At 52.9% G+C, this 26,776-nt stretch carries 19 protein-coding genes, 3 tRNA genes and 3 rRNA genes; 6 read left to right on the top strand and 19 right to left on the bottom strand.

Features of this window, described 5'->3' with window-relative positions; translation table 11 throughout:
* Nucleotides 1-49: 49 nt before the first annotated feature.
* Nucleotides 50-2,071 carry a DNA helicase Rep gene (gene rep / locus AL515_RS01655; RefSeq protein ID WP_061066911.1) on the bottom strand — a complete coding sequence of 674 codons (2,022 nt, stop codon included), beginning with the start codon at nucleotides 2,069-2,071 and terminating at the stop codon, nucleotides 50-52.
* Nucleotides 2,072-2,155: 84 nt separating this feature from the next.
* Between rep and ppiC the strand changes: the two genes are divergently transcribed.
* Nucleotides 2,156-2,437: a peptidylprolyl isomerase PpiC gene (gene ppiC / locus AL515_RS01650; protein ID WP_003017999.1), complete on the top strand. Its 282-nt coding sequence runs from the start codon at nucleotides 2,156-2,158 to the stop codon at nucleotides 2,435-2,437.
* Between the two features lie 93 nt (nucleotides 2,438-2,530).
* Here ppiC and ilvC read toward each other — a convergent pair whose 3' ends face one another.
* Entirely contained in the window at nucleotides 2,531-4,006 is a 1,476-nt protein-coding gene (gene ilvC, locus AL515_RS01645; protein ID WP_061066910.1) for a ketol-acid reductoisomerase, read from the bottom strand.
* Nucleotides 4,007-4,162: 156 nt separating this feature from the next.
* Between ilvC and ilvY the strand changes: the two genes are divergently transcribed.
* Complete coding sequence (gene ilvY / locus AL515_RS01640; protein WP_048214055.1) at nucleotides 4,163-5,053, top strand: HTH-type transcriptional activator IlvY; 891 nt, start codon at nucleotides 4,163-4,165, stop codon at nucleotides 5,051-5,053.
* Between the two features lie 55 nt (nucleotides 5,054-5,108).
* Here ilvY and ilvA read toward each other — a convergent pair whose 3' ends face one another.
* From ilvA to ilvL, 6 genes are all read right to left on the bottom strand, one after another.
* A complete protein-coding gene (gene ilvA, locus AL515_RS01635) occupies nucleotides 5,109-6,653 on the bottom strand; it encodes a threonine ammonia-lyase, biosynthetic (RefSeq protein WP_061068785.1) in 1,545 nt (514 codons plus the stop codon).
* 5 nt (nucleotides 6,654-6,658) lie between these two features.
* Nucleotides 6,659-8,509 carry a dihydroxy-acid dehydratase gene (gene ilvD / locus AL515_RS01630; RefSeq protein WP_061066909.1) on the bottom strand — a complete coding sequence of 617 codons (1,851 nt, stop codon included), beginning with the start codon at nucleotides 8,507-8,509 and terminating at the stop codon, nucleotides 6,659-6,661.
* Nucleotides 8,510-8,569: 60 nt separating this feature from the next.
* The gene (locus AL515_RS01625) at nucleotides 8,570-9,499 is read right to left on the bottom strand and encodes a branched-chain amino acid transaminase (RefSeq protein WP_061066908.1); all 930 of its coding nucleotides are present in this window, start codon (nucleotides 9,497-9,499) and stop codon (nucleotides 8,570-8,572) included.
* A 17-nt stretch (nucleotides 9,500-9,516) separates the two neighbouring features.
* Nucleotides 9,517-9,780, bottom strand: coding sequence for an acetolactate synthase 2 small subunit (gene ilvM / locus AL515_RS01620; RefSeq protein WP_003018017.1), 264 nt, complete (start codon nucleotides 9,778-9,780; stop codon nucleotides 9,517-9,519).
* A complete protein-coding gene (ilvG, locus tag AL515_RS01615) occupies nucleotides 9,777-11,423 on the bottom strand; it encodes an acetolactate synthase 2 catalytic subunit (protein ID WP_061066907.1) in 1,647 nt (548 codons plus the stop codon). The genes ilvM and ilvG overlap by 4 nt, the downstream gene beginning before the upstream one ends.
* A 139-nt stretch (nucleotides 11,424-11,562) precedes the next feature.
* Complete coding sequence (ilvL, locus tag AL515_RS01610; RefSeq protein WP_001311244.1) at nucleotides 11,563-11,661, bottom strand: ilv operon leader peptide; 99 nt, start codon at nucleotides 11,659-11,661, stop codon at nucleotides 11,563-11,565.
* A gap of 352 nt (nucleotides 11,662-12,013) precedes the next feature.
* Between ilvL and AL515_RS01605 the strand changes: the two genes are divergently transcribed.
* On the top strand, nucleotides 12,014-13,534 hold the full coding sequence (locus AL515_RS01605; protein WP_061066906.1) for a YifB family Mg chelatase-like AAA ATPase: 1,521 nt from the start codon (nucleotides 12,014-12,016) through the stop codon (nucleotides 13,532-13,534).
* A 24-nt stretch (nucleotides 13,535-13,558) separates the two neighbouring features.
* Here the strand turns inward: AL515_RS01605 and maoP are convergent, their stop codons facing one another.
* The gene (maoP, locus tag AL515_RS01600) at nucleotides 13,559-13,897 is read right to left on the bottom strand and encodes a macrodomain Ori organization protein MaoP (protein WP_003018025.1); all 339 of its coding nucleotides are present in this window, start codon (nucleotides 13,895-13,897) and stop codon (nucleotides 13,559-13,561) included.
* Nucleotides 13,898-14,003: 106 nt separating this feature from the next.
* On the opposite strand from maoP, the gene hdfR reads away from it, so the two are divergent.
* Complete coding sequence (gene hdfR, locus AL515_RS01595) at nucleotides 14,004-14,849, top strand: HTH-type transcriptional regulator HdfR (RefSeq protein ID WP_101743119.1); 846 nt, start codon at nucleotides 14,004-14,006, stop codon at nucleotides 14,847-14,849.
* Between the two features lie 102 nt (nucleotides 14,850-14,951).
* On the opposite strand, the gene AL515_RS01590 is transcribed toward hdfR, so the two are convergent.
* The 6 genes from AL515_RS01590 to AL515_RS01565 form a co-directional block, all read right to left on the bottom strand.
* Nucleotides 14,952-15,027: transfer RNA gene (locus AL515_RS01590), tRNA-Trp, on the bottom strand.
* A 52-nt stretch (nucleotides 15,028-15,079) separates the two neighbouring features.
* Nucleotides 15,080-15,156: transfer RNA gene (locus tag AL515_RS01585), tRNA-Asp, on the bottom strand.
* 55 nt (nucleotides 15,157-15,211) lie between these two features.
* A 5S ribosomal RNA gene (gene rrf / locus AL515_RS01580) occupies nucleotides 15,212-15,327 on the bottom strand.
* 93 nt (nucleotides 15,328-15,420) lie between these two features.
* Nucleotides 15,421-18,327, bottom strand: a 23S ribosomal RNA gene (locus tag AL515_RS01575).
* Nucleotides 18,328-18,546: 219 nt separating this feature from the next.
* Nucleotides 18,547-18,622, bottom strand: a tRNA-Glu gene (locus tag AL515_RS01570).
* 85 nt (nucleotides 18,623-18,707) lie between these two features.
* Nucleotides 18,708-20,249, bottom strand: a 16S ribosomal RNA gene (locus AL515_RS01565).
* Together the 16S, 23S and 5S rRNA genes with 3 tRNA genes alongside form the textbook arrangement of a ribosomal RNA operon.
* A 476-nt stretch (nucleotides 20,250-20,725) precedes the next feature.
* On the opposite strand from AL515_RS01565, the gene AL515_RS01560 reads away from it, so the two are divergent.
* Nucleotides 20,726-21,430 carry a FadR/GntR family transcriptional regulator gene (locus AL515_RS01560; RefSeq protein ID WP_061066904.1) on the top strand — a complete coding sequence of 235 codons (705 nt, stop codon included), beginning with the start codon at nucleotides 20,726-20,728 and terminating at the stop codon, nucleotides 21,428-21,430.
* 3 nt (nucleotides 21,431-21,433) lie between these two features.
* Entirely contained in the window at nucleotides 21,434-22,861 is a 1,428-nt protein-coding gene (mdtD, locus tag AL515_RS01555; RefSeq protein WP_061066903.1) for a multidrug transporter subunit MdtD, read from the top strand.
* Here the strand turns inward: mdtD and rbsR are convergent.
* From rbsR to rbsC, 4 genes are all read right to left on the bottom strand, one after another.
* Entirely contained in the window at nucleotides 22,827-23,819 is a 993-nt protein-coding gene (gene rbsR, locus AL515_RS01550) for a ribose operon transcriptional repressor RbsR (protein WP_105242127.1), read from the bottom strand. The genes mdtD and rbsR overlap by 35 nt on opposite strands.
* A gap of 3 nt (nucleotides 23,820-23,822) precedes the next feature.
* On the bottom strand, nucleotides 23,823-24,752 hold the full coding sequence (gene rbsK, locus AL515_RS01545) for a ribokinase (protein WP_061066901.1): 930 nt from the start codon (nucleotides 24,750-24,752) through the stop codon (nucleotides 23,823-23,825).
* A gap of 141 nt (nucleotides 24,753-24,893) precedes the next feature.
* The gene (gene rbsB / locus AL515_RS01540; protein ID WP_003023760.1) at nucleotides 24,894-25,784 is read right to left on the bottom strand and encodes a ribose ABC transporter substrate-binding protein RbsB; all 891 of its coding nucleotides are present in this window, start codon (nucleotides 25,782-25,784) and stop codon (nucleotides 24,894-24,896) included.
* Between the two features lie 24 nt (nucleotides 25,785-25,808).
* A complete protein-coding gene (gene rbsC / locus AL515_RS01535) occupies nucleotides 25,809-26,774 on the bottom strand; it encodes a ribose ABC transporter permease (protein WP_003826999.1) in 966 nt (321 codons plus the stop codon).
* Nucleotides 26,775-26,776 lie beyond the last annotated feature (2 nt).

Below are 26,776 nucleotides of genomic sequence, written 5' to 3'. Positions count from 1 at the left end.
TGCTGGCTGCCGGATGGCGCTCACGCTTATCCGGTCTACCAAATAAATATTACTTCTCTTTGGCTTTCGCCATCATTGCCCGGATATTCGCAATGCTGGCCTGCCCCTTTTGCATCCGCTCCTCAGCGCTCACCACTTTACGCTCCTGTTCCCAGATAACGTCATCCTGTGGCAGTTCCAGCAGGAAGCGGCTTGGCTCCGGACGCACCAGTTCACCGTACTGACGGCGTTCTTTGCACAACGTGAAGATAAGCTCTTTCTGTGCACGGGTAATGCCGACGTAGGCCAGACGACGCTCTTCATCAATGTTGTCTTCATCGATGCTGCTCTGATGAGGTAAGAAGCCCTCTTCCATTCCCACCATAAACACATAGGGGAACTCCAGCCCTTTTGAGGCATGTAACGTCATCAACTGCACCTGGTCCAGCTCTTCTTCACTCTCTCCACGCTCCATCATGTCGCGCAGGGTAAAGCGGGTAACGACCTGGGTCAGGGTCATTGGCTCTTCCAGCTCACTGCCTTCCAGCATCTCCGTCATCCAACTGAACAGCGTATTGACGTTTTTCATACGCATTTCAGCCGCTTTCGGGCTCGGGGAGGTTTCATACAGCCAGGATTCGTAATCAATGCCATGGATCAGGTCACGCACGGCAGCAATCGGTTCACGCTCCGCGAGGCGCTGGATTTCCCCCAGCCAGTGCGTAAAGCGGGTTAGAGAATCATAACCGCGGCCGGTCAGCGTCTGGCTTAGACCCATATCAAAGCTGGCAGTAAACAAGCTTTTATTACGCGTCATCGCCCACTCACCCAACTTTTGCAGTGTCGCCGGGCCGATCTCACGCTTCGGCGTATTGACGATACGCAAAAACGCGCTGTCGTCATCCGGGTTGCTCAGCACACGCAGGTAGGCGAGCAGATCTTTGATTTCCGGACGCGAGAAAAACGATGTCCCCCCGGAAATTTTGTACGGGATGCGGTTTTGCATCAGGAATTTTTCGAACACCCGTGACTGGTGGTTGCCGCGATACAGGATCGCATAGTCCTTATACTGCGTCTTATTCACAAAGTGATGAGCAATCAACTCCCCGGTCACGCGTTCCGCTTCATGCTCTTCGTTGTTGGCACTCAGTACTTTCAGCTCAGGTCCGTAGCCCAGCTCAGAGAACAACCGCTTTTCAAATACGTGCGGATTGTTAGCAATGAGAATATTTGCGGCCTTGAGGATACGTCCGGAAGAGCGATAGTTCTGCTCCAGCTTAACCACCTGCAGCGCCGGAAAATCTTTGCTCAGCAGTACCAGGTTCTGCGGACGCGCGCCGCGCCAGGAGTAAATAGACTGATCGTCATCACCCACCACGGTAAAGCGCGCACGTTGCCCCACCAGCAGCTTCACCAGCTCGTACTGGCTGGTGTTGGTATCCTGGTATTCATCCACCAGTAGGTAGCGGATTTTGTTCTGCCAGCGCTCGCGCACCTCTTCATTACGCTGAAGCAGCAACGTCGGCAGTAGGATCAGATCGTCAAAGTCCAGCACGTTACACGCCTTCATATGCGCGTCGTACAGGCCATAGCAGTGCGCGAAAATACGATCGCGTTCGCCTTTAGCGCTGGCTGCTGCCTGCACCGGGGTCATCAGATCGTTTTTCCAGTTGGAGATCGTTGAGATCAGCTGTTGAAGGATAAGTTTATCGTCTTCAATTAGCCCTTCGGTCAGTTCCTTAAGCAGAGCCACCTGATCGGTATCGTCAAACAGCGAGAAGTTCGACTTCATCCCCAACGCCGCAAATTCACGCTTGATGATATCCAACCCCAACGTGTGGAACGTGGAGATCATCAATCCACGCGCCTCTTTACGACCCAGCGTCTGCGCCACACGCTCTTTCATTTCACGCGCGGCCTTATTGGTAAAAGTCACCGCCGCAATATGGCGTGCCTGATAACCACATTCACGGATCAGATGCGCAATTTTATTGGTGATAACGCGCGTCTTTCCGGAACCCGCCCCCGCCAGCACCAGGCAAGGTCCTGTGACAAATTCGACGGCTTGTTGTTGTCCGGGATTCAAACGCATAAAGATCACTCAATGAAAGTCAGGAGGGGAAATTTAGAGCATGGTAGTATAGCCAGCCTCAACTACCCCACTCAAGGCACGATCATGGCAAAAACAGCAGCAGCAGTGCATATCCTTGTTAAAGAAGAGAAACTGGCTTTGGATCTTCTGGAACAAATTAAAAACGGTGCCGACTTTGGCAAGCTGGCGAAGAAACACTCAATCTGCCCATCAGGCAAACGCGGCGGTGATTTAGGCGAATTCCGCCAGGGCCAGATGGTTCCGGCGTTCGACAAAGTGGTCTTCTCTTGCCCGGTGCTGGAGCCAACTGGCCCGCTGCACACGCAGTTCGGTTACCACATCATTAAAGTGCTGTACCGTAACTAATAAAAAAGCCGGGTGGCGGCTGTCGCCTTACCCGGCCTACATTCTCGGCTAAATTGTCGGTCGGGTAAGCGCTAGCGCCACCCGACAATCTATTTAACCCGCTACCGCAATACGCTTCATATCCGTCATATAACCACGCAGTTTCTTACCAACCTGCTCGATAGCGTGGCCGCGAATCGCTTCGTTCACATCACGCAGCTGCGCGTTGTCTACCGCACCTTCGGCAATCGCTTTGCCCAGATCGCCGGTCTGCAGAGTGGTCATGAACTCTTTCAGCAGCGGTACGCAAGCGTAAGAGAACAGGTAGTTACCGTATTCTGCGGTATCGGAGATAACCACGTTCATTTCGTACAGACGCTTACGCGCGATGGTGTTCGCGATCAGCGGCAGTTCGTGCAGTGATTCGTAGTAAGCAGACTCTTCGATGATGCCAGAATCAACCATGGTTTCGAACGCCAGCTCAACGCCCGCTTTCACCATCGCAATCATCAGAACGCCTTTATCGAAGTACTCCTGCTCGCCGATTTTGCCTTCAAACTGCGGTGCGGTTTCGAATGCGGTTTTGCCGGTCTCTTCACGCCAGGTCAGCAGTTTCTTATCGTCGTTAGCCCAGTCAGCCATCATGCCGGAGGAGAATTCACCGGAGATGATGTCGTCCATGTGTTTCTGGAACAGCGGTGCCATGATATCTTTCAGTTGTTCGGACAGCGCATAAGCGCGCAGTTTTGCCGGGTTAGACAGACGGTCCATCATCAGCGTGATACCGCCCTGCTTCAGCGCTTCGGTGATGGTTTCCCAACCGAACTGAATCAGTTTTTCCGCATAAGCCGGGTCAGTACCTTCTTCCACCAGCTTGTCGAAGCACAGCAGAGAACCGGCCTGCAGCATACCGCACAGGATAGTCTGCTCGCCCATCAGGTCAGATTTCACTTCTGCCACGAAGGAGGATTCCAGTACACCCGCACGGTGACCGCCGGTGGCTGCGGCCCACGCTTTGGCGATCGCCATACCTTCGCCTTTCGGATCGTTTTCCGGGTGGACGGCGATCAGCGTCGGTACGCCGAAACCACGTTTGTACTCTTCACGCACTTCGGTACCCGGGCACTTCGGTGCCACCATCACAACGGTGATGTCTTTACGGATCTGCTCGCCCACTTCGACGATATTGAAACCGTGGGAGTAACCCAGCGCCGCGCCGTCTTTCATCAGCGGCTGTACGGAACGCACAACGTCGGAGTGCTGTTTGTCTGGCGTCAGGTTAACCACCAGGTCAGCCTGCGGGATCAGTTCTTCGTAGGTACCTACTTTGAAGCCGTTTTCGGTCGCTTTACGCCACGAAGCACGTTTCTCAGCGATCGCTTCTTTGCGCAGTGCGTAGGAAATATCCAGACCGGAGTCACGCATGTTCAGGCCCTGGTTCAGACCCTGAGCGCCACAGCCGACGATGACCACTTTTTTACCCTGAAGGTAGCTTGCGCCGTCGGCGAATTCTTCGCGGCCCATGAAGCGACATTTGCCCAGCTGAGCCAGCTGCTGACGCAGATTCAGTGTATTAAAGTAGTTAGCCATGATGGTGTACTCCGTGATGTTGTGTTGTGGTGCTTATTATTCGGTTCGCTTTTGCGAGAATGAACCCACTATATGACAGGAAATTTATTGCGGAAATTGATATATTCACAACGTCACATTGCAATATCTGCAACGTCAAAATAAAGAGGTTCGCCGGTGGATTTACGCGATCTGAAAATGTTCCTGCATCTGGCGGAAAGCCGCCATTTTGGCCGCAGCGCGCGGGCGATGCACGTCAGCCCCTCCACGCTCTCCCGGCAAATTCAGCGTCTTGAAGAAGACCTCGGCCAGCCGCTGTTTGTCCGCGATAACCGCACGGTGACGCTCACCGAAGCCGGTGAGGAGCTGCGCGTGTTTGCCCAGCAGACGCTGCTGCAGTATCAGCAATTACGCCATACCATTGATCAACAAGGACCGTCGTTGTCCGGTGAACTGCATATCTTCTGCTCAGTGACTGCCGCCTACAGCCATTTACCACCGATCCTCGACCGTTTTCGTGCCGAGCACCCGTCGGTTGAAATCAAGCTCACCACCGGTGACGCGGCCGATGCAATGGAAAAAGTCGTCACCGGCGAGGCCGATCTGGCGATTGCCGGTAAGCCCGAGACACTGCCCGGCGCGGTGGCATTTTCCATGCTGGAGAATCTGGCTGTGGTATTGATAGCGCCAGCACTGCCCTGCCCGGTGCGCAACCAGATTTCGGTGGATGAGCCAGACTGGTCAACGGTGCCGTTTATCATGGCCGACCAGGGGCCGGTGCGCCGCCGCATTGAGCTGTGGTTCCGGCGCAATAAAATCAGCAACCCGTCGATTTACGCCACCGTGGGCGGCCACGAGGCGATGGTGTCGATGGTGGCGCTGGGCTGCGGCGTAGCATTGTTGCCAGAAGTGGTGCTGGAGAATAGCCCGGAGCCGGTACGTAACCGCGTGATGATTCTGGAACGTAGCGACGAAAAAACACCGTTCGAGCTGGGCGTATGCGCACAAAAAAAGCGGCTGCATGAGCCGCTTATTGATGCTTTCTGGAAGATATTGCCAAATCACTAGCCGCCGAACGGCGGCGCAAGCACCTTAACCGGCAGAGAGTCAGGCTCCCCAAACATTACCCCGCGAGAAAAAAACGAAACGCGGGGTTATGTGTTTCATCATGACAGTCATAGCCCAGTTCATTTAGTCGCGTTTCGAAATCAGGTTCATGTTCACCCAGTTCAAATGCTGCCAGAACACGGCCGTAGTCAGTTCCATGACTGCGATAGTGGAACAATGAAATATTCCAGTGCGTCCCCAGAGTATGCAGAAACTTCAGCAGCGCCCCCGGCGATTCCGGGAATTCGAAGCTGAACAGTCGCTCCTGCAAGGGTTTTGACGGACGTCCACCGACCATATAGCGCACGTGCAGCTTCGCCATTTCGTCGTCGGACAGATCCACCACACTGTAGCCGCCGTCGCTAAGCAACTGGAGGATTTCTTTACGTTCTTCCAGGCCACGGCTCAGGCGTACGCCGACAAAAATGCAGGCATCTTTGGCATCAGCAAAACGGTAGTTAAACTCGGTCACCGAGCGCCCACCCAGCAGTTGGCAAAATTTCAGGAAGCTGCCCTTCTCTTCCGGGATGGTCACCGCCAGCAGCGCTTCGCGCTGTTCCCCCAATTCACAGCGTTCAGACACGTAGCGCAGGCCATGGAAGTTAACGTTCGCACCGGAAAGCACATGCGCCAGCCGCTCACCGCGAATATTGTGCTGGGCGATGTATTTTTTCATTCCCGCCAGCGCCAGCGCGCCCGATGGCTCAGCCACGGCTCGCACATCTTCAAACAAGTCTTTCATCGCCGCGCAGATAGCATCGCTATCAACGGTAATAATGTCGTCGAGGTATTCCTGGCACAGACGGAAAGTTTCGTCGCCGATACGCTTCACCGCCACGCCTTCAGCAAAAAGACCGACGCGCGGGAGATCAACCGGATGACCGGCATCCAGCGCCGCTTTAAGGCAGGCGGAATCTTCAGCTTCAACGGCGATCACTTTGATCTGCGGCATCAGCTGTTTGATCAACACCGCCACGCCCGCCGCCAGACCGCCGCCGCCCACCGGGACAAAAACACGGTCAAGGTGAGCATCCTGCTGCAGTAACTCCAGCGCCAGCGTACCCTGCCCGGCAATCACCATCGGATGATCGAACGGCGGAACCCAGGTAAAACCCTGCTGCTGCGATAGCTCAATCGCTTTGGCTTTGGCTTCATCAAAATTCGCGCCATGCAGCAGCACTTCTCCGCCGAAGCCACGCACGGCATCAACTTTGATATCGGCGGTGGCCGTTGGCATGACAATCAGTGCCTTCACGCCTAGTCGTGCAGAAGAGAACGCGACGCCCTGGGCATGATTACCCGCCGATGCGGTGATGACCCCATGCGCTTTTTGCTCTTCGGTCAGGCCCGCCATCATGGCGTAGGCTCCGCGCAGCTTGAAGCTATGAACGGGTTGACGGTCTTCGCGCTTGACCAGAATTACGTTATCGAGGCGCGAAGAGAGCTTGTCCATTTTTTGTAGCGGCGTTACCTGCGCCGCTTCGTAGACCGGCGCACGCAATACCGCTCTGAGATACTCGGCGCCCTCAGGAGCACCAGATAGAGGTTGTGAATCCGCCATGGTCATTATCCCCCGAGTTTCGACTTATCGCGCACCGCGCCTTTGTCGGCGCTGGTTGCCAGACTGGCGTAGGCGCGCAGCGCAAAGGAGACCTGGCGCTGACGATCTTTAGGCGTCCAGGCTTTGTCACCGCGTGCTTCCTGTGCTTCACGACGCGCAGCGATTTCCGCATCGCTCAACTGCAGTTGAATACCACGATTCGGGATATCGATAGCAATCATGTCGCCATCTTCGATAATCGCGATATTACCGCCGCTGGCCGCTTCCGGGGAAACGTGGCCGATAGACAGGCCGGATGTGCCGCCGGAGAAACGGCCATCTGTTATCAGCGCACAGGCCTTGCCGAGCCCCATCGATTTCAGGAAGGTGGTTGGGTAGAGCATTTCCTGCATGCCTGGCCCGCCTTTCGGCCCTTCGTAGCGAATCACCACCACGTCGCCCGCCACCACTTTGCCGCCAAGGATCGCCTCAACCGCGTCATCCTGGCTTTCGTACACTTTCGCCGGGCCGGTAAATTTCAGGATGCTGTCATCCACACCTGCGGTTTTCACAATACAGCCGTTTTCCGCGAAGTTACCGTACAGGACTGCCAGACCGCCATCTTTGCTGTAAGCATGTTCCAGCGAACGGATACAGCCTTCGGCGCGATCGTCATCCAGCGTATCCCAACGGCAGTCCTGCGAGAACGCCTGAGTGGTACGGATGCCCGCCGGGCCAGCGCGGAACATCTTTTTCACCGCGTCATTCTGGGTAACGGTGATATCGTACTGTTCCAGCGTCTGCGGCAGGGTCAGACCGAGCACGTTTTTCACGTCACGGTTCAACAGGCCGGCGCGGTCCAGTTCGCCGAGGATCCCCAGCACACCACCAGCGCGGTGCACATCTTCCATATGGTATTTCTGGGTGCTTGGCGCCACTTTACACAGCTGCGGAACCTTGCGGGACAGCTTGTCGATATCACTCATGGTGAAGTCGATTTCCGCTTCCTGCGCCGCCGCCAGCAGGTGCAGAACGGTGTTGGTGGAGCCACCCATGGCGATATCCAGCGTCATGGCATTCTCAAACGCCGCCTTGCTGGCAATGTTGCGCGGCAGCGCAGAAGCATCATCCTGCTCATAGTAGCGTTTAGTCAGCTCAACGATGCGTTTACCCGCGTTAAGGAACAGCGTTTTACGGTCGGCGTGAGTCGCCAGCAGCGAACCGTTACCCGGCTGCGATAAACCCAGCGCTTCGGTCAGACAGTTCATCGAGTTTGCGGTGAACATCCCGGAGCATGAGCCGCAGGTCGGGCAGGCGGAACGCTCAACCTGTTCGCTTTGTGAGTCAGAGACTTTCGGGTCCGCGCCCTGAATCATTGCATCAACCAGATCGAGCTTGATGATTTGGTCAGAGAGCTTGGTTTTCCCGGCTTCCATCGGGCCACCAGAAACAAAGATCACCGGAATGTTCAGACGCAGGGAGGCCATTAACATCCCCGGGGTGATTTTGTCGCAGTTGGAGATGCAGACCATCGCATCGGCGCAGTGGGCGTTAACCATGTACTCGACCGAATCGGCAATCAGCTCGCGTGACGGCAGTGAATACAGCATGCCCCCGTGGCCCATGGCGATACCATCATCCACAGCAATGGTGTTGAACTCTTTCGCTACGCCGCCAGAGGCTTCGATTTGTTCGGCAACCAGCTTACCGAGATCGCGCAGATGGACATGGCCCGGCACAAACTGGGTAAAGGAGTTCACCACAGCGATAATAGGTTTACCGAAGTCATCATCGGTCATCCCGGTGGCGCGCCACAGTGCGCGGGCACCCGCCATATTACGGCCGTGGGTGGTGGTAGCAGAACGATACTTAGGCATGCTTGATTAACTCCCGTCTGTCTAATAATTGGGACGGTGCGTGCCGTCCCAAATTTATGTTTATTGATTAACCTGATCCAACCAGCCGTATTTATCTTCCGTTTCACCGGTGAAGAGGCCAAAGAAGGCCTGCTGGATGCGTTTGGTGACAGGGCCGCAGCGGCCTTCGCCCACCTGAATACCATCGACGCTGCGTACGGGCGTGATTTCGGCCGCAGTACCGGACATAAACACTTCGTCGGCCAGGTACAGCGATTCACGGGACAGCACCTGCTCACGCACTTCGATATCGAGATCTTTCGCCAGCTTAATGATTGCGTCACGGGTGATACCTGGCAGCGCGGAGGAGGTAAACGGCGGGGTAAACAGAATGCCGTCTTTTACTTCAAACAGGTTTTCACCCGCGCCTTCAGAGATGTAACCATTCACATCCAGCGCAATACCTTCCTGGTAACCATGACGACGCGCTTCGCTACCCACCAGCAGCGAAGACAGATAGTTACCACCAGCCTTAGCAGCGGTAGGGATAGTGTTTGGCGCAACGCGGTTCCAGGAAGAAACCATCGCATCGATCCCCTGTTCCAGCGCTTCAGCACCGAGGTAAGCCCCCCACGGGAACGCGGCGATAATCACGTCGGTGGTGTAACCCGCTGGCGGGTTAACGCCCATCCCCACATCGCCAACAAACACCAGCGGACGGATATAGGCGCTGGTCAGATTGTTTTTGCGGATCACAGCACGGCAAGCTTCCATCAGCTCATCAACGCTCTGAGAAACCGGAAAACGATAGATCTTGGCTGAATCACGCAGACGCTGCATATGTTCGCGATGACGGAACACCACCGGCCCTTTGTGAGAATCGTAGCAACGGATGCCTTCAAATACAGAAGTACCGTAGTGCAGCGCGTGGGACATCACGTGAACCTTCGCGTCTTCCCAACGAATCATCTCGCCATTAGACCAAATGTAATCAGCTTTTTTCGTCGTCATTTTTCTTCCTTTTGCGCTCAGGCGCGGATTTGTTGTGATGTGGTTGTGCTCTGGCAGATGGCAACATGTGCAACGTCCACCAGTTTACTTAACTGACTAAACAGTAAGTCGACCGACCGGGGGCTGGCAACGGTCAATTCGATATTTATATTCTGCGCATCGCTGGCGGCTTCCATATTCATGGAGCACACCTGAAAACCACGATGGCGTACCACGCGTAAAACACGTTCTAACGTTTCCGGATTGAAACGAGCCTCAACGGCGACCTGATGTTGCATCATGATAATTTCTCCAGCATTTCTGAGTTACTGGCACCTGGCGGTACCAGAGGCCAGACATTCTCAAGTTCGTCGATTGAGACATGAAGCAGGTATGGCCCCTCGCTGTTCAGCATGGTGTCGAGTGCCGCTTCAACCTGGTCTTTACGGGTGATGTGCTGACCAGGTATGCCGAAGGCGCTGGCCAACATGAGGAAATCGGGGTTATCGGTAAGGGTGGTTTCGCTATAACGTTCCTGGAAAAACAGCTGCTGCCATTGTCGCACCATGCCTAACCGCTGGTTGTCGAGTAAAACTATCTTCAGCGGCAACTGCTTGCGTTTTACGGTGCCGAGTTCCTGTACATTCATCATGAAGGAACCGTCACCGGAGATACAGATTACCGTATCGTTCGGGCGAGCAACCTGTGCGCCAACCGCGGCAGGTAAACCAAAGCCCATCGTACCCAGGCCGCTCGAGGTGATGAAATTTTCCGGGCGGGTATAGGTCATATGCTGTGCAGACCACATCTGATGCTGGCCAACATCCGTCGTAACAACGCTATCCGCTGGTTTACGGTCCGACAGTTGTTTTAACAACAACGGTGCATAGATGGCCTCACCCGGATGGTCGTAGCGCCAGGTATGCTCTGCTCGCAGTTCTGCACTGTGCTGACGCCATTCGTCAATCTTCAACGTCTGCTGTAATGCCGGCAGCAGCGAATTTAAATCGCCCTGCAGGGCCACATGCGCCTGGCGCAGTTTGTTCATTTCTGCCGGGTCGATATCCATGTGGATCACGCTGGCGTTCGGTGCGAAAGTATTCAGCTTACCAGTCACCCGGTCATCAAAACGCGCGCCAACTGCAATCAGTAAATCACACTCTTGCACCGCGAAATTTGCCGCTTTAGTCCCGTGCATTCCCAACATGCCCAAATAGTAAGGGTAGTCAGCTTCTACTGCGCCCAAGCCTTTCAGCGTGCAGGCAACCGGCATTTGAGTAAGTGCAATAAACTCACGCAGGGCCGGAACCGCCTGCGCCATACCTACGCCGCCACCGACGTACAGGATCGGTTTTTGCGCCTGCGCCAGCATGTTACGCGCCTGCTCAACGTCAGCATGCGGAAAAGCCTCAACGTTTTCGACGGTGGTAAAATACGGCTCCAGCGTACCGCTGGCTAATTGGATGTCTTTCGGGATATCCACCAGAACCGGACCCGGGCGACCGGAATTCGCCACGGCGAAGGCCTCAGCCATGATGCGCGGCAGCTCTTCCAGTGACTGCACCAGGAAGCTGTGTTTGGTGCAGGACAGCGACATACCAAGCACGTCCACTTCCTGGAACGCATCCGTTCCGATGAAAGGTGATGCCACCTGGCCGGTGATCGCGACCACTGGAACAGAATCTAACAACGCATCGGCAAGTCCGGTGATCAGGTTGGTAGCACCAGGGCCGGAAGTGGCGATACAAACACCGGTTTTACCCGTTGCACGGGCATAACCAATCGCCGCCATCGCCGCACCCTGCTCGTGTCGGCACAACAGGTGCTCTACGCCGCCGTCATACAATGCATCGTAAACCGGCATAATTGCGCCACCGGGATAACCAAAGACGGTTTGAACCCCTTGTGCACGCAACGCATGTACCACCCACTGTGCCCCATTCATAGTTACATCCCCGCCGTAAATCTTGAGAAACAGAATTTTATGCTGTCGTTCACTTTCTGCTCCTCGTTTAAGTTTTTAAGGTCAAAAAAAACCCCCGGACCTTTCGGTGCGGGGGTCTTAGTTCGTTAAGGCTTGTTTTCTAAGCCTTTCCTCGTCCAAGTGCAGCCCCGCACGGTGGGATAATAATCACCACCACGCTAATCACGACCAGGCTAATCACTCGTAGAAGGGCTGTCATTTTTGTATTTTCTTGCATCTTGTTCGAAGGAATACCTAAAGAGTTACCATAGAATTTGCGAATAGCACAAGATATTTTTGTTTTCATTTTTCTGACGCCGTTAACGGTTTAGATAAATATCGTTGTTTTTTATACAAAAAATATAAAATGAAAATATTTCACGTTTCAGCGCATCAGCACCACCTGCGATCTCTTTCCTCGGCACACTTATACGCATTTGCGAGCGAGATCCCAGACATGGGGCAAGCAATTCCTGATTACACAAAAACACAGGAATAAGCATCTAAAAACATCAATTATGCAGAATCTTGCTGATATCTATTGCGACATAATATTCCCATCAGGAGGGGTTATGTCACTATCGATTGTTCACACACGCGCCGCCCTCGGCGTGAATGCACCAGCCATTACCATCGAGGTACATATTAGTAATGGCCTGCCTGGTTTAACCATGGTGGGGTTACCTGAAACGACAGTGAAAGAGGCTCGCGATCGGGTACGCAGTGCAATTATTAATAGCGGGTATGAATTCCCGACCAGGAAGATAACCATCAACCTGGCTCCGGCTGACCTCCCCAAAGAAGGGGGGCGATATGATTTACCTATCGCTGTTGCGCTTCTGGTCGCTTCTGAGCAGCTTACAACCCATAATCTCGACACCTATGAGCTGGTAGGCGAATTAGCGCTTACAGGCGCTTTACGCAGCGTTCCAGGCGCTATATCAAGCGCAACCGAAGCGATTCGTGCAGGCCGGAGAATCATTGTCGCTAAAGAGAATGCCGCAGAGGTTGGTCTAATACACGGCGAAGGGTGCCTGATTGCCGATCACCTGCAGGCGGTATGCGCATTCCTGGAAGGAAAGCATGATTTAGACAAACCGCAATCTGCAGACTTTACCGCCGAACCTTCACCAGAGGATCTCAGCGATGTTATCGGTCAGGAACAGGGTAAACGAGGGCTGGAGATCACCGCCGCTGGTGGTCACAACCTCCTGTTTATCGGCCCGCCTGGTACGGGCAAGACCATGCTGGCCAGCCGTCTCAGAGGACTGCTTCCTCCACTTAGCAACGATGAGGCGCTGGAAAGTGCAGCGATCCTCAGTCTGGTCAATTCCGATACGATACAAAAACAGTGGAAGCAACGCCCTTTTCGTTCTCCCCACCACAGTGCTTCATTAACCGCAATGGTCGGTGGAGGCTCTATTCCTGCGCCAGGCGAGATCTCCCTGGCACATAACGGTATATTATTTCTGGATGAATTACCTGAGTTTGAGCGACGCACGCTGGATGCACTGCGCGAACCTATTGAGTCCGGACAGATACATCTATCCCGCACCAGAGCAAAAATAACCTATCCCGCGCGCTTTCAACTCATAGCCGCCATGAATCCCAGCCCAACAGGCCATTATCAGGGGAATCATAACCGCTGTACCCCAGAACAGACTCTGCGCTACCTCAATCGGCTGTCAGGGCCTTTTCTTGACCGCTTTGACCTCTCACTCGAAATTCCCTTACCGCCACCCGGCATACTCAGCCAGAGCGTAGTGAAAGGTGAAGATAGCGCAACGGTGAAGCAACGCGTCATCGCCGCACGAGAGCGTCAGTATCGGCGGCAAAATAAGTTAAATGCGTATCTGGACAGCCAGGATATACATAAATTTTGCATGCTTCGTAGTGATGATGCGCACTGGCTTGAGGACACGTTAGCTCGTCTTGGATTGTCCATCCGCGCCTGGCTACGCCTGATAAAAGTCGCACGTACCATTGCGGATATTGAACAGTGCGACCATATCACCCGCCAGCACTTGCAGGAGGCCGTTGCTTATCGGGCGATAGACAGGTTATTAATTCACCTGCAGAAATTACTGGCATAAAAAAAGGGCTTACGCCCTTTTTTATTAATCATCAGATTCGGTGTAGTCTTCTGCACCTTCCACCTGAGGTTTCCCGCCAGACAGCGTGTGGAAGCGTTTTGGACGCTTAATGCGCGTCATGTATTTAGACCACACGCGTTCAGCTTCGGTAACTGGCTCACGTTCACCACGGCATACCGCAACAAACAATTTTTCTTCTTCAGTTACTGGCTCACGTTTACCCAGATCCAGCTCGTTGAAGGCATAGCCATGACGCTCAAGCAGCTGTGCCTCTTTAATGGTGAAATCACCATGACGGGAGAATCCGCGGGGGTAATATTTATTGTCGAAATATCGATTAGTCGTCGTAAAGCTTTCCGCCATCCTGCACGCTCCTAATTCTTTGGCCGAGCTATTTATGGCGCGGAGTATTAGTTACGCTTGACAGAGCGTCAAACAAAAGATTTAAATCATCACGACAAATAATTTTATGGAGCGCGTTGTGGATACGGAATTGTTAAAAACTTTCCTGGAAGTTAGCCGGACACGCCACTTTGGTCGGGCAGCTGAAGCGCTCTACCTGACCCAGTCGGCGGTGAGTTTTCGGATCAGACAACTGGAAAATCAACTGGGTGTGAACCTGTTCACCCGACACAGAAACAATATTCGTTTGACCGCTGCAGGTGAAAAATTATTGCCTTACGCAGAAACGCTGATGAATACATGGCAAGCAGCACGTAAGGAGGTCGCGAATACCTCACGGCACAACGAGTTTTCGATCGGTGCCAGTGCATCCCTTTGGGAATGCATGCTCAATGACTGGTTGCGGCGTTTATACCAATCTCAGGAGCCACAATCCAGCCTGCAGTTTGAAGCGAGGATCGCTCAGCGCCAGTCGCTAGTAAAGCAGCTCCATGAACGACAGCTGGATCTGTTAATTACGACCGAAACCCCAAAAATGGACGAATTTAGCAGCCAACTGTTGGGATATTTCACGCTGGCGCTCTATTGTAGCTCTCCATCGCAAACCAAAGATGAACTGAATTACCTACGCCTGGAATGGGGACCGGATTTTCAGCAGCACGAAGCGGGATTGATTGCTGGAGATGAAGTGCCGGTACTTACCACCAGTTCTGCAGAACTGGCAAGACAGCAACTTTCTGTAATTAAAGGGTTTAGTTGGCTTCCCGTCAGTTGGGCCAGAACCAAAAGCGATCTTCACACAGTTACTGACAGTGCGACTCTTTCACGTCCGTTATATGCGGTTTGGCTGCAAAATAGCGACAAACATGCACTTATTCGCGATCTGCTGAAAACAAATATTTTGGAAGATTAATGAAAACGCTGGCAAGGATGCCGGGAAAAAATGAACTGGAAGATCCAGAATATGATGTTCAGGTAAAAAAAAATCCTTAGCAAGGATGCTAAGGATTGTTTCTGGCAGGGGCGGAGAGACTCGAACTCGCGACACCCGGTTTTGGAGACCGGTGCTCTACCAACTGAGCTACGCCCCTAAATTTTCTTATCATTAAGCCTGCTACTAAGCAGGCTTAATTTTCTAATAAGTGGCGGAACGGACGGGACTCGAACCCGCGACCCCCTGCGTGACAGGCAGGTATTCTAACCAACTGAACTACCGCTCCACCGAATTTCTTTGTCACTACCCGGATTATTCATCCCGGTTTACTGCAATTTGATGCCTGGCAGTTCCCTACTCTCGCATGGGGAGACCCCACACTACCATCGGCGCTACGGCGTTTCACTTCTGAGTTCGGCATGGGGTCAGGTGGGACCACCGCGCTACAGCCGCCAGGCAAATTCTGTTATCAACACGCTTTAGCATGTCGATGTAATCTGTAATCAAGCTGAATATCGATGTCTCTTCGCCAAAACACCTTCGGCGTTGTAAGGTTAAGCCTCACGGTTCATTAGTACTGGTTAGCTCAATGTATCGCTACACTTACACACCCAGCCTATCAACGTCGTCGTCTTCAACGTTCCTTCAGGAGACTTATAGTCTCAGGGAGAACTCATCTCGGGGCAAGTTTCGTGCTTAGATGCTTTCAGCACTTATCTCTTCCGCATTTAGCTACCGGGCAATGCCATTGGCATGACAACCCGAACACCAGTGATGCGTCCACTCCGGTCCTCTCGTACTAGGAGCAGCCCCCCTCAATTCTCCAGCGCCCACGGCAGATAGGGACCGAACTGTCTCACGACGTTCTAAACCCAGCTCGCGTACCACTTTAAATGGCGAACAGCCATACCCTTGGGACCTACTTCAGCCCCAGGATGTGATGAGCCGACATCGAGGTGCCAAACACCGCCGTCGATATGAACTCTTGGGCGGTATCAGCCTGTTATCCCCGGAGTACCTTTTATCCGTTGAGCGATGGCCCTTCCATTCAGAACCACCGGATCACTAAGACCTGCTTTCGCACCTGCTCGAGCCGTCACTCTCGCAGTCAAGCTAGCTTATGCCTTTGCACTAACCTCCTGATGTCCGACCAGGATTAGCTAACCTTCGTGCTCCTCCGTTACTCTTTAGGAGGAGACCGCCCCAGTCAAACTACCCACCAGACACTGTCCGCAACCCGGATTACGGGTCCACGTTAGAACACCAGCCATTAAAGGGTGGTATTTCAAGGTTGGCTCCATGCAGACTGGCGTCCACACTTCAAAGCCTCCCACCTATCCTACACATCAAGGACCAGTGTTCAGTGTCAAGCTATAGTAAAGGTTCACGGGGTCTTTCCGTCTTGCCGCGGGTACACTGCATCTTCACAGCGAGTTCAATTTCACTGAGTCTCGGGTGGAGACAGCCTGGCCATCATTACGCCATTCGTGCAGGTCGGAACTTACCCGACAAGGAATTTCGCTACCTTAGGACCGTTATAGTTACGGCCGCCGTTTACCGGGGCTTCGATCAAGAGCTTCTCCTTACGGATAACCCCATCAATTAACCTTCCGGCACCGGGCAGGCGTCACACCGTATACGTCCACTTTCGTGTTTGCACAGTGCTGTGTTTTTAATAAACAGTTGCAGCCAGCTGGTATCTTCGACTGATTTCAGCTCCACGGGTAAACCGCTTCACCTACATATCAGCGTGCCTTCTCCCGAAGTTACGGCACCATTTTGCCTAGTTCCTTCACCCGAGTTCTCTCAAGCGCCTTGGTATTCTCTACCTGACCACCTGTGTCGGTTTGGGGTACGATTTCGTGTTACCTGATGCTTAGAGGCTTTTCCTGGAAGCAGGGCATTTGTTACTTCAGCACCGTAGTGCCTCGTCATCACACCTTAGCGTTAAAAGAAGTCCGGATTTACCTAAACTTCCCGCCTACATGCTTAAACCGGGACAACCGTCGCCCGGCTAACATAGCCTTCTCCGTCCCCCCTTCGCAGTAACACCAAGTACAGGAATATTAACCTGTTTCCCATCGACTACGCCTTTCGGCCTCGCCTTAGGGGTCGACTCACCCTGCCCCGATTAACGTTGGACAGGAACCCTTGGTCTTCCGGCGTGCGGGTTTTTCACCCGCATTATCGTTACTTATGTCAGCATTCGCACTTCTGATACCTCCAGCATGCCTCACGACACACCTTCAACGGCTTACAGAACGCTCCCCTACCCAACAACACATAGTGTCGCTGCCGCAGCTTCGGTGCACAGTTTAGCCCCGTTACATCTTCCGCGCAGGCCGACTCGACCAGTGAGCTATTACGCTTTCTTTAAATGATGGCTGCTTCTAAGCCAACATCCTGGCTGTCTGTGCCTTCCCACATCGTTTCCCACTTAACTGTGACTTTGGGACCTTAGCTGGCGGTCTGGGTTGTTTCCCTCTTCACGACGGACGTTAGCACCCGCCGTGTGTCTCCCGTGATAACATTCTTCGGTATTCGCAGTTTGCATCGGGTTGGTAAGTCGGGATGACCCCCTAGCCGAAACAGTGCTCTACCCCCGAAGATGAGTTCACGAGGCGCTACCTAAATAGCTTTCGGGGAGAACCAGCTATCTCCCGGTTTGATTGGCCTTTCACCCCCAGCCACAAGTCATCCGCTAATTTTTCAACATTAGTCGGTTCGGTCCTCCAGTTAGTGTTACCCAACCTTCAACCTGCCCATGGCTAGATCACCGGGTTTCGGGTCTATACCCTGCAACTTAACGCCCAGTTAAGACTCGGTTTCCCTTCGGCTCCCCTATTCGGTTAACCTTGCTACAGAATATAAGTCGCTGACCCATTATACAAAAGGTACGCAGTCACCTAACAAGTAGGCTCCCACTGCTTGTACGTACACGGTTTCAGGTTCTTTTTCACTCCCCTCGCCGGGGTTCTTTTCGCCTTTCCCTCACGGTACTGGTTCACTATCGGTCAGTCAGGAGTATTTAGCCTTGGAGGATGGTCCCCCCATATTCAGACAGGATACCACGTGTCCCGCCCTACTCTTCGAGTTCACAACCTGTGCATTTTGGTGTACGGGACTATCACCCTGTACCGTCGGACTTTCCAGACCGTTCCACTAACACACAAGCTGATTCAGACTCTGGGCTGCTCCCCGTTCGCTCGCCGCTACTGGGGGAATCTCGGTTGATTTCTTTTCCTCGGGGTACTTAGATGTTTCAGTTCCCCCGGTTCGCTTCATTACGCTATGGATTCACGTAATGATAGTGTGTCGAAACACACTGGGTTTCCCCATTCGGAAATCGCCGGTTATAACGGTTCATATCACCTTACCGACGCTTATCGCAGATTAGCACGTCCTTCATCGCCTCTGACTGCCAGGGCATCCACCGTGTACGCTTAGTCGCTTAACCTCACAACCCGAAGATGTTTCGTAAAACACCACCGTGTTGCGAAAATTTGAGAGACTCGAACACACCATTTTTCATTTCTTATTACGGAGAAATGAAACAGTGTGTCGTTTCAATTTTCAGCTTGATCCAGATTTTTAAAGAGCAAATATCTCAAACGTCACCCGAAGGTAAGTTTTGAGATATTAAGGCCGGCGACTTTCACTCACACAAACCAGCAAGTGGCGTCCCCTAGGGGATTCGAACCCCTGTTACCGCCGTGAAAGGGCGGTGTCCTGGGCCTCTAGACGAAGGGGACGTGTCAGTCTCAATCGCAAGACGCCTTGCTATTTACTTTTCATCAGACAATCTGTGTGAGCACTACAAAGAACGTTTCTTTAAGGTAAGGAGGTGATCCAACCGCAGGTTCCCCTACGGTTACCTTGTTACGACTTCACCCCAGTCATGAATCACAAAGTGGTAAGCGCCCTCCCGAAGGTTAAGCTACCTACTTCTTTTGCAACCCACTCCCATGGTGTGACGGGCGGTGTGTACAAGGCCCGGGAACGTATTCACCGTGGCATTCTGATCCACGATTACTAGCGATTCCGACTTCATGGAGTCGAGTTGCAGACTCCAATCCGGACTACGACGCACTTTATGAGGTCCGCTTGCTCTCGCGAGGTCGCTTCTCTTTGTATGCGCCATTGTAGCACGTGTGTAGCCCTACTCGTAAGGGCCATGATGACTTGACGTCATCCCCACCTTCCTCCAGTTTATCACTGGCAGTCTCCTTTGAGTTCCCGGCCGGACCGCTGGCAACAAAGGATAAGGGTTGCGCTCGTTGCGGGACTTAACCCAACATTTCACAACACGAGCTGACGACAGCCATGCAGCACCTGTCTCACGGTTCCCGAAGGCACCAAGCCATCTCTGGCAAGTTCCGTGGATGTCAAGAGTAGGTAAGGTTCTTCGCGTTGCATCGAATTAAACCACATGCTCCACCGCTTGTGCGGGCCCCCGTCAATTCATTTGAGTTTTAACCTTGCGGCCGTACTCCCCAGGCGGTCGACTTAACGCGTTAGCTCCGGAAGCCACGCCTCAAGGGCACAACCTCCAAGTCGACATCGTTTACGGCGTGGACTACCAGGGTATCTAATCCTGTTTGCTCCCCACGCTTTCGCACCTGAGCGTCAGTCTTTGTCCAGGGGGCCGCCTTCGCCACCGGTATTCCTCCAGATCTCTACGCATTTCACCGCTACACCTGGAATTCTACCCCCCTCTACAAGACTCTAGCCTGCCAGTTTCGGATGCAGTTCCCAGGTTGAGCCCGGGGATTTCACATCCGACTTGACAGACCGCCTGCGTGCGCTTTACGCCCAGTAATTCCGATTAACGCTTGCACCCTCCGTATTACCGCGGCTGCTGGCACGGAGTTAGCCGGTGCTTCTTCTGCGAGTAACGTCAATCGCTGCGGTTATTAACCACAACGCCTTCCTCCTCGCTGAAAGTACTTTACAACCCGAAGGCCTTCTTCATACACGCGGCATGGCTGCATCAGGCTTGCGCCCATTGTGCAATATTCCCCACTGCTGCCTCCCGTAGGAGTCTGGACCGTGTCTCAGTTCCAGTGTGGCTGGTCATCCTCTCAGACCAGCTAGGGATCGTCGCCTAGGTGAGCCGTTACCCCACCTACTAGCTAATCCCATCTGGGCACATCCGATGGCAAGAGGCCCGAAGGTCCCCCTCTTTGGTCTTGCGACGTTATGCGGTATTAGCTACCGTTTCCAGTAGTTATCCCCCTCCATCGGGCAGTTTCCCAGACATTACTCACCCGTCCGCCACTCGTCACCCAAGGAGCAAGCTCCTCTGTGCTACCGTTCGACTTGCATGTGTTAGGCCTGCCGCCAGCGTTCAATCTGAGCCATGATCAAACTCTTCAATTTAAGTTTGATGCTCGTGAATTAAACTTCGTAATGAATTACGTGTTCACTCAGAGACTTGGTATTCATTTTTCGTCTTGCGACGTTAAGAATCCGTATCTTCGAGTGCCCACACAGATTGTCTGATAAATTGTTAAAGAGCAGTGCCGCTTCGCTTTTTCTCAGCGGCGCGGGGTGTGCATATTACGCCATCCCGCTACGAAGTCAAGCATTTAATTTCGCTTTCTTCGCCGGAGTTCTCAGTGGAACCCCGCTGACCCGGCGGCTTGCGTGCCGTTGTTCCGTGTCAGTGGAGGCGCATTATAGGGAGTTATTTCAGGCTGACAAGGGGAAATTTAAAATAACTTTCCGAATGCGTATTTTTTCACCAAAACCACCATTAACATGCCATAAAATAAGCAATTTGCCGTTTTTGCAGCCGCAATCACACTCCCTGATGGCATACTAATGAATAAGAAAAAGCGTAAGGAAGAACATTCATGCCTTTAAATGCCCAACAGATAGCTGCCCAAAAGAATCTTTCCTATGTTCTGGCAGAAAAACTGGCTCAGAGAATATTAAAAGGTGAATACGCACCCGGCGCTATCCTGCCAGGTGAAATTGAGCTGGGCGATCAGTTTGGCGTAAGCCGAACTGCAGTAAGGGAGGCAGTTAAGACATTAACGGCTAAAGGTATGGTATTACCGCGCCCACGTATTGGTACACGCGTTATGCCGCAGGCAAACTGGAACTTCCTCGATCAGGAGCTGCTCACCTGGTGGATGACGGAAGATAATTTCCCACAGGTCATTAAACACTTTCTGGTGATGCGTATTAGCCTGGAGCCTCAAGCCTGTTCACTGGCGGCGACGATTGGTACGGCAGAGCAGAAAGCCCATCTCAATACATTAATGGAAGAGATGGTCGGGCTGAAAAAGAACTTCAGACGCGAACGTTGGATTGAAGTTGATATTGCCTGGCATGAGCACATTTATGAAATGAGCGCGAATCCATTCCTGATATCCTTCGCATCATTGTTCCATTCCGTTTATCAGACCTACTTTACGTCGATTACCTATAACGATGTGGTCAAGCTGGATTTGCACCAGGCCATTGTCGATGCAATAGAAGATAGCGATGGCGAACGCGCTTTTGCCGCCTGTCAGGCATTACTGATAGCACCGAACGAGCTCCCGGATAAATAATCTATGTCAGAAAAGAAATCGCGCAGTATGGCTGGATTGCCATGGATAGCCGCCATGGCCTTTTTTATGCAGGCATTAGATGCCACTATCCTCAACACGGCCTTACCCGCAATAGCACATAGTCTTAACCGCTCCCCGCTTGCTATGCAATCAGCCATTATCAGCTATACCCTGACAGTCGCTATGCTGATCCCGGTGAGTGGATGGTTGGCTGACAGATTCGGGACCCGGCGTGTATTTATGATTGCCGTTAGCCTGTTTACGTTGGGATCGCTGGCTTGTGCACTTTCCAGCTCATTAAGTGAACTGGTGGTTTTCCGCGTGATACAGGGTATCGGTGGCGCAATGATGATGCCTGTTGCCCGTCTGGCATTATTGCGTGCTTACCCGCGTAGCGAACTGCTCCCCGTACTTAATTTCGTGACCATGCCCGGTCTTGTTGGACCGATTTTAGGTCCGGTACTGGGTGGCGTGCTGGTAACGTGGGCCAGTTGGCACTGGATCTTCCTGATTAATATTCCCATCGGCATAGCCGGTATCTTCTATGCCCGCAAATATATGCCGAACTTCACCACACCACGCCGCGGCTTCGATATGACCGGTTTCTTTCTCTTTGGTCTAAGCCTGGTACTGTTTTCCAGCGGTGTTGAGTTGTTTGGCGAGAAACTTGTTGCCAGTTGGGTCGCACTTGGCATTATTCTCGCCAGCATTGTGCTACTGCTCGCCTACATTCGTCATGCGCGTCGCCATCCGACACCGTTGATTGCGCTTCCTATTTTTAAAACGCGAACCTTTTCTGTTGGCATCGCCGGAAACCTTGCTACTCGCCTGGGAACGGGATGCGTACCTTTCTTAATGCCACTGATGCTGCAGGTAGGCTTTGGATACCCGGCACTCATTGCCGGTTGCATGATGGCTCCGACAGCGCTGGGCTCAATTCTGGCGAAATCGATGGTGACGCAGGTACTGCGCCGGCTCGGCTACCGGACCACGCTGGTCGGTATTACAGTGTTTATCGGCCTGATGATTGCACAGTTTTCTTTGCAGTCTCCCGCCATGCCGGTCTGGATGCTAATTCTGCCACTGTTCATTTTAGGTATGGCGATGTCCACCCAGTTTACCTCAATGAATACCATTACTCTGGCCGATTTAACTGATGAGAATGCCAGCAGCGGCAACAGTGTTTTAGCCGTTACGCAGCAGCTGTCTATTAGTTTAGGGGTTGCCATTAGTGCCGCGGTTCTGCGTATCTACGAAGGTATGGAAGGAACCAATACGGTTGAACAGTTCCACTATACTTTTATTACAATGGGCGCGATCACCGTCGTATCGGCGCTGATGTTTATGCTGTTAAGAGCCAAAGATGGGCGCAATCTGATCAAAGATCGACATAAGCCTAAACCGACCCCCGCTCCATCAGAACAGGAGTAAGCTGCAAGCGCTGTTGCTGCAATGCGGGCTGTGCCATACGGTGGATTAACACATCAATGGCCAGTTCACCCAACTCATCTTTCGGTTGGTGAATAGTTGTCAGCGGCGGCGTCATATAACGCGCCAGTTCTATATCATCATAACCGACTACCGCCATATCCTGCGGGATACGCAATCCAGACTGATATAAAGCCTGATATGCTCCAACCGCCATCGCGTCATTGCCGGTAAAAACAGCCTGTGGGCGGTCTTTATGCGACAACAGCGTTTGCATAGCTTCAAACCCACCGCCAAACTCGAAGTCACCGGTGATCTCGTAACCGTTCGGGATAGCCAGCCCTGCACGCTTCATTGCCGCGCGATACCCTTCCAGACGCAGACGCGCCGGTGTTTTATCCAGAGGGCCCGTGATGCAGGCAATGCGCGTAAACCCTTTTTCGATCAGATGTTGAGTGGCTAAATCCCCACCTAACAGGGAGTTATCCTGAATCAGATCGCTTTCACCATCAAAAGGCGACCAGTCCATCATCACGGTCGGTATAGAAGGGTAACGCTGCATGATTTCTCTGGAAGGCTGATGTGTTTCCGTGCAGAGCAGCAGCAAGCCGTCTACCCGCTTTTGCATCAACGTTTCCAGATTACGGTTCATACGCTGCTCGTCACCTTCGGTGTTGCACAGCACCAGGCTGTAACCGCGCTCAAAGCAGCTACGTTCAACACCACGAACCAGCTCAGAGTAAAAGGGATTAGTACTGGCTGTGATTAACATGCCAATAGTGCGGGTCTGATTCAGTTTGAGACTACGCGCCAACGCGGAAGGCGCATAGTTAAGCTCTTTGATTGCCGCATCAACTTTGTCAGTGATCGCCTCACTGACAAAGCGATCTTTATTAATGACGTGAGAAACCGTCGACGTGGAAACACCCGCCAGGCGGGCAACGTCCTTCATTGTAGCCAAGCGTTACCTCTGTTGACTTAAAAACGCTTCGATTTCTTCACGCCATGGAACGGAAGGCTGTGCACCTTTACGTGTGACCGCAATCGCTGCGGCAGCATGTGCAAAACGGATGGCTTCCGATAGCGGAGTCTCTTCCAGTAACGCTGTGATTAACGCACCGTTAAAGGTATCTCCGGCAGCGATAGTATCAACCGCGTCAACTTTAAAACCCGGTACTCGCTGACCTTCACCGTTTACACTGGCCCACACACCGCGACTCCCTAAGGTAATCAGTACAGTATGGATCCCTTTCGTGTGCAATGCCTGCGCCGCTTTAGCTGCATCTTCATCGTTTTCTACCCGGATCCCCGTCAGCTTTTCAGCCTCGGTTTCATTCGGGGTAATAATATCCACCAGCGCCAGCAGCTCGTCGGATAGTTCACGTGCCGGAGCTGGGTTAAGGGCGACCAGAGTCTTATTCTGATGCGCAATCTTTGCCGCAGCCTGTACGCTTTCGATCGGTGATTCTAATTGCATCAGTAACGCAGACGCCTGAGCAATACGGTCACGCTGTGCTTCTACCAACGCCGGAGAAAGAGCAGCATTCGCGCCGGCATGAATACCGATAACGTTCTCACCTTCGGCATTCACAAAAATCAGCGCCACACCGGTCGATTCACCCGAAATAACGCTAATCGGGGCAATATCAATATTATCGCGAGCTAACTGTTTACGCACATTTTCGCCAATATCGTCATCACCCGTACAGGCAATGAACGCGATATTCGCGCCACTACGCCCTGCAGCAACCGCCTGATTCGCGCCTTTACCGCCAAACGCCACCTGATATTGACTACCGGTTACGGTTTCACCCGGTGTCGGGAAAGAGTTAAGGTTGAGGATGTGATCGGCATTAATGCTGCCAAGAACAACGAGGTTGCCTGCGGTTTTCATGTTAGGTATTCCAAGTCAAAGTGCGCCACCGGATTAGGGTGGCGCGTGCCCTGCTTTTCTTTTTACGCTTTCATCCTCAGAACAAGATCCAGGGATGGCGTATTTATGTCTCCATCAGGTCGCGAGCGGCCTGAATCGGTATTACTGCTTGATAACCAGCTTCAGGTCAACCGGATATTTAGCCTGAACCTTCTCGCCTTTCAGGACTTTATCCGCAGTCTCAACGCCTTTCGCGCCGATCTGATCCGGCAGCTGAGCAATGGTCGCAGCCAGTTTGCCATCATTTACTGCTTTTTCGCCATCTGGAGTGCCGTCAAATCCAACCACCATCACATCAGATTTACCCGCCGTTTGCAGCGCACGCAGCGCACCCAGCGCCATTTCATCGTTCTGGGCAAATACGGCCTGCACGTCAGGATGCGCGGTCAGCAGGTTCTGCATAACGTTCAGACCTTTAGTGCGGTCGAAGTCTGCCGGCTGGCTGGCCAGTACGTTAAATTTGTGTGCCGCAACGGCCTGCTGGAAACCTTCGCCACGCTCACGCGCCGCAGACGTTCCGGCAATGCCCTGCAGTTCGATAACTTTCGCGCCTTCACCGGCTTTTTTCGCGATGTAATCACCCGCAATTTTTCCGCCCAGCACGTTATCAGACGCAATATGGCTTACCACTTCACCTTTAGACGCTACGCGGTCAAGGGTGATAACCGGAATCTTCGCCTGGTTAGCCATCTTCACGGCGTTACCCACGGCATCGGAGTCAGTTGGGTTGATCAGCAGGATTTTAGTCCCGCGAACCGTTAAGTCCTGAACGTTAGCCAGCTCTTTCGCCGGGTTGTTCTGCGAGTCCAGAATCACCAGGTTGTAACCCAGCTTATCTGCCTCTTTTTGTGCCCCATCCTTCAGGGAGACAAAGAACGGGTTATTAAGCGTGGAGACCACCAGCGCAATGGTATCTTTCGCCATCGCATTCGCGCTCACGGTGGCGCTCAGCGCAACAGCAGAAACCAGGGTAGCCAGTTTTTTCATGTTCATATTTAAGATGTCCTGTAATCGTTGTTACTGCTTTTTGTTGTCTACCAGTACCGCCAGTAAAATCACCACCGCTTTGACGATCATCTGGTAATAGGAGGATACACCTAACAAATTCAAACCATTATTGAGGAAACCAAGAATCAATGCGCCGATCAGCGTCCCAACAATGCGTCCTTTACCACCCGCCAGGCTGGTACCACCTAATACCACCGCGGCGATAGCATCCAGCTCATAGCCTGTACCTGCCGTCGGTTGCGCAGAGGAAAGACGCGCCACTTCAATGATGCCCGCCAGCGAAGCCAGCAGCCCACAGAGTGAATAGACGATAATTTTGATTTTACTGACGCTGATTCCGGACAGACGCGTTGCCGCTTCGTTACCGCCCAGCGCATAGATATAACGCCCCAGACGCGTGTGGTGCAGCATGTACCACGCCGCGAGGAAAACAATCCCCATGATCCACACCGGCGTAGGGATGCCTAATGGACGACCAATCCCGAACCAGCCAAACAGATCGGCATTATCAGTAAAACCGGTGTTTACCGGACTGCCGTTGGTGTAGACCATGGTCACACCGCGCAGCAGCAGCATCATCACCAGAGTCGCGATAAACGCCTGTACGCGACCTTTCGCGACAATCACCCCGGTTACCGCGCCAATGGCTGCGCCGAGCGCCAGAGCCGCAGCAACAGCCACCAGCGCATTGACTTCAATCCCTACAATGGAAGCCGCAACCGCGCCGGTCAGCGCCAGCAAGGAACCGACGGACAGATCGATACCCGACGTCAGGATAACCAGCGTCATGCCAACGGCCATGATGGCGTTCACCGACGTTTGCTGAAGAATGTTGAACAGGTTATTAACGGTAAAAAAGTTGGGGCTCATGGTGGAAACAATCGCGATCAGCACTAACAGAGCGATGAGCGACTTTTGCTCCAGAAGCCATGCTTTAGTGAAATAACGGCGACCAGAAACAGCCTGGGTAGTCATCT

It is taken from the genome of Citrobacter sp. FDAARGOS_156, from assembly GCF_001559235.2.
Taxonomy (GTDB): domain Bacteria; phylum Pseudomonadota; class Gammaproteobacteria; order Enterobacterales; family Enterobacteriaceae; genus Citrobacter; species Citrobacter youngae.
This window is presented reverse-complemented; position numbering and strand designations above follow the sequence as displayed.

Excerpts from the sequence above, each read along its gene's own strand:
- rep (WP_061066911.1), bottom strand. The coding sequence starts at position 2,071 with ATGCGTTTGAATCCCGGACAACAACAAGCCGTCGAATTTGTCACAGGA.
- ppiC (WP_003017999.1), top strand. The coding sequence starts at position 2,156 with ATGGCAAAAACAGCAGCAGCAGTGCATATCCTTGTTAAAGAAGAGAAA.
- ilvC (WP_061066910.1), bottom strand. The coding sequence starts at position 4,006 with ATGGCTAACTACTTTAATACACTGAATCTGCGTCAGCAGCTGGCTCAG.
- ilvA (WP_061068785.1), bottom strand. The coding sequence starts at position 6,653 with ATGGCGGATTCACAACCTCTATCTGGTGCTCCTGAGGGCGCCGAGTAT.
- ilvD (WP_061066909.1), bottom strand. The coding sequence starts at position 8,509 with ATGCCTAAGTATCGTTCTGCTACCACCACCCACGGCCGTAATATGGCG.
- AL515_RS01625 (WP_061066908.1), bottom strand. The coding sequence starts at position 9,499 with ATGACGACGAAAAAAGCTGATTACATTTGGTCTAATGGCGAGATGATT.
- ilvM (WP_003018017.1), bottom strand. The coding sequence starts at position 9,780 with ATGATGCAACATCAGGTCGCCGTTGAGGCTCGTTTCAATCCGGAAACG.
- ilvG (WP_061066907.1), bottom strand. The coding sequence starts at position 11,423 with ATGAATGGGGCACAGTGGGTGGTACATGCGTTGCGTGCACAAGGGGTT.
- ilvL (WP_001311244.1), bottom strand. The coding sequence starts at position 11,661 with ATGACAGCCCTTCTACGAGTGATTAGCCTGGTCGTGATTAGCGTGGTG.
- AL515_RS01605 (WP_061066906.1), top strand. The coding sequence starts at position 12,014 with ATGTCACTATCGATTGTTCACACACGCGCCGCCCTCGGCGTGAATGCA.
- maoP (WP_003018025.1), bottom strand. The coding sequence starts at position 13,897 with ATGGCGGAAAGCTTTACGACGACTAATCGATATTTCGACAATAAATAT.
- hdfR (WP_101743119.1), top strand. The coding sequence starts at position 14,004 with ATGGAGCGCGTTGTGGATACGGAATTGTTAAAAACTTTCCTGGAAGTT.
- AL515_RS01560 (WP_061066904.1), top strand. The coding sequence starts at position 20,726 with ATGCCTTTAAATGCCCAACAGATAGCTGCCCAAAAGAATCTTTCCTAT.
- mdtD (WP_061066903.1), top strand. The coding sequence starts at position 21,434 with ATGTCAGAAAAGAAATCGCGCAGTATGGCTGGATTGCCATGGATAGCC.
- rbsK (WP_061066901.1), bottom strand. The coding sequence starts at position 24,752 with ATGAAAACCGCAGGCAACCTCGTTGTTCTTGGCAGCATTAATGCCGAT.
- rbsB (WP_003023760.1), bottom strand. The coding sequence starts at position 25,784 with ATGAACATGAAAAAACTGGCTACCCTGGTTTCTGCTGTTGCGCTGAGC.
- rbsC (WP_003826999.1), bottom strand. The coding sequence starts at position 26,774 with ATGACTACCCAGGCTGTTTCTGGTCGCCGTTATTTCACTAAAGCATGG.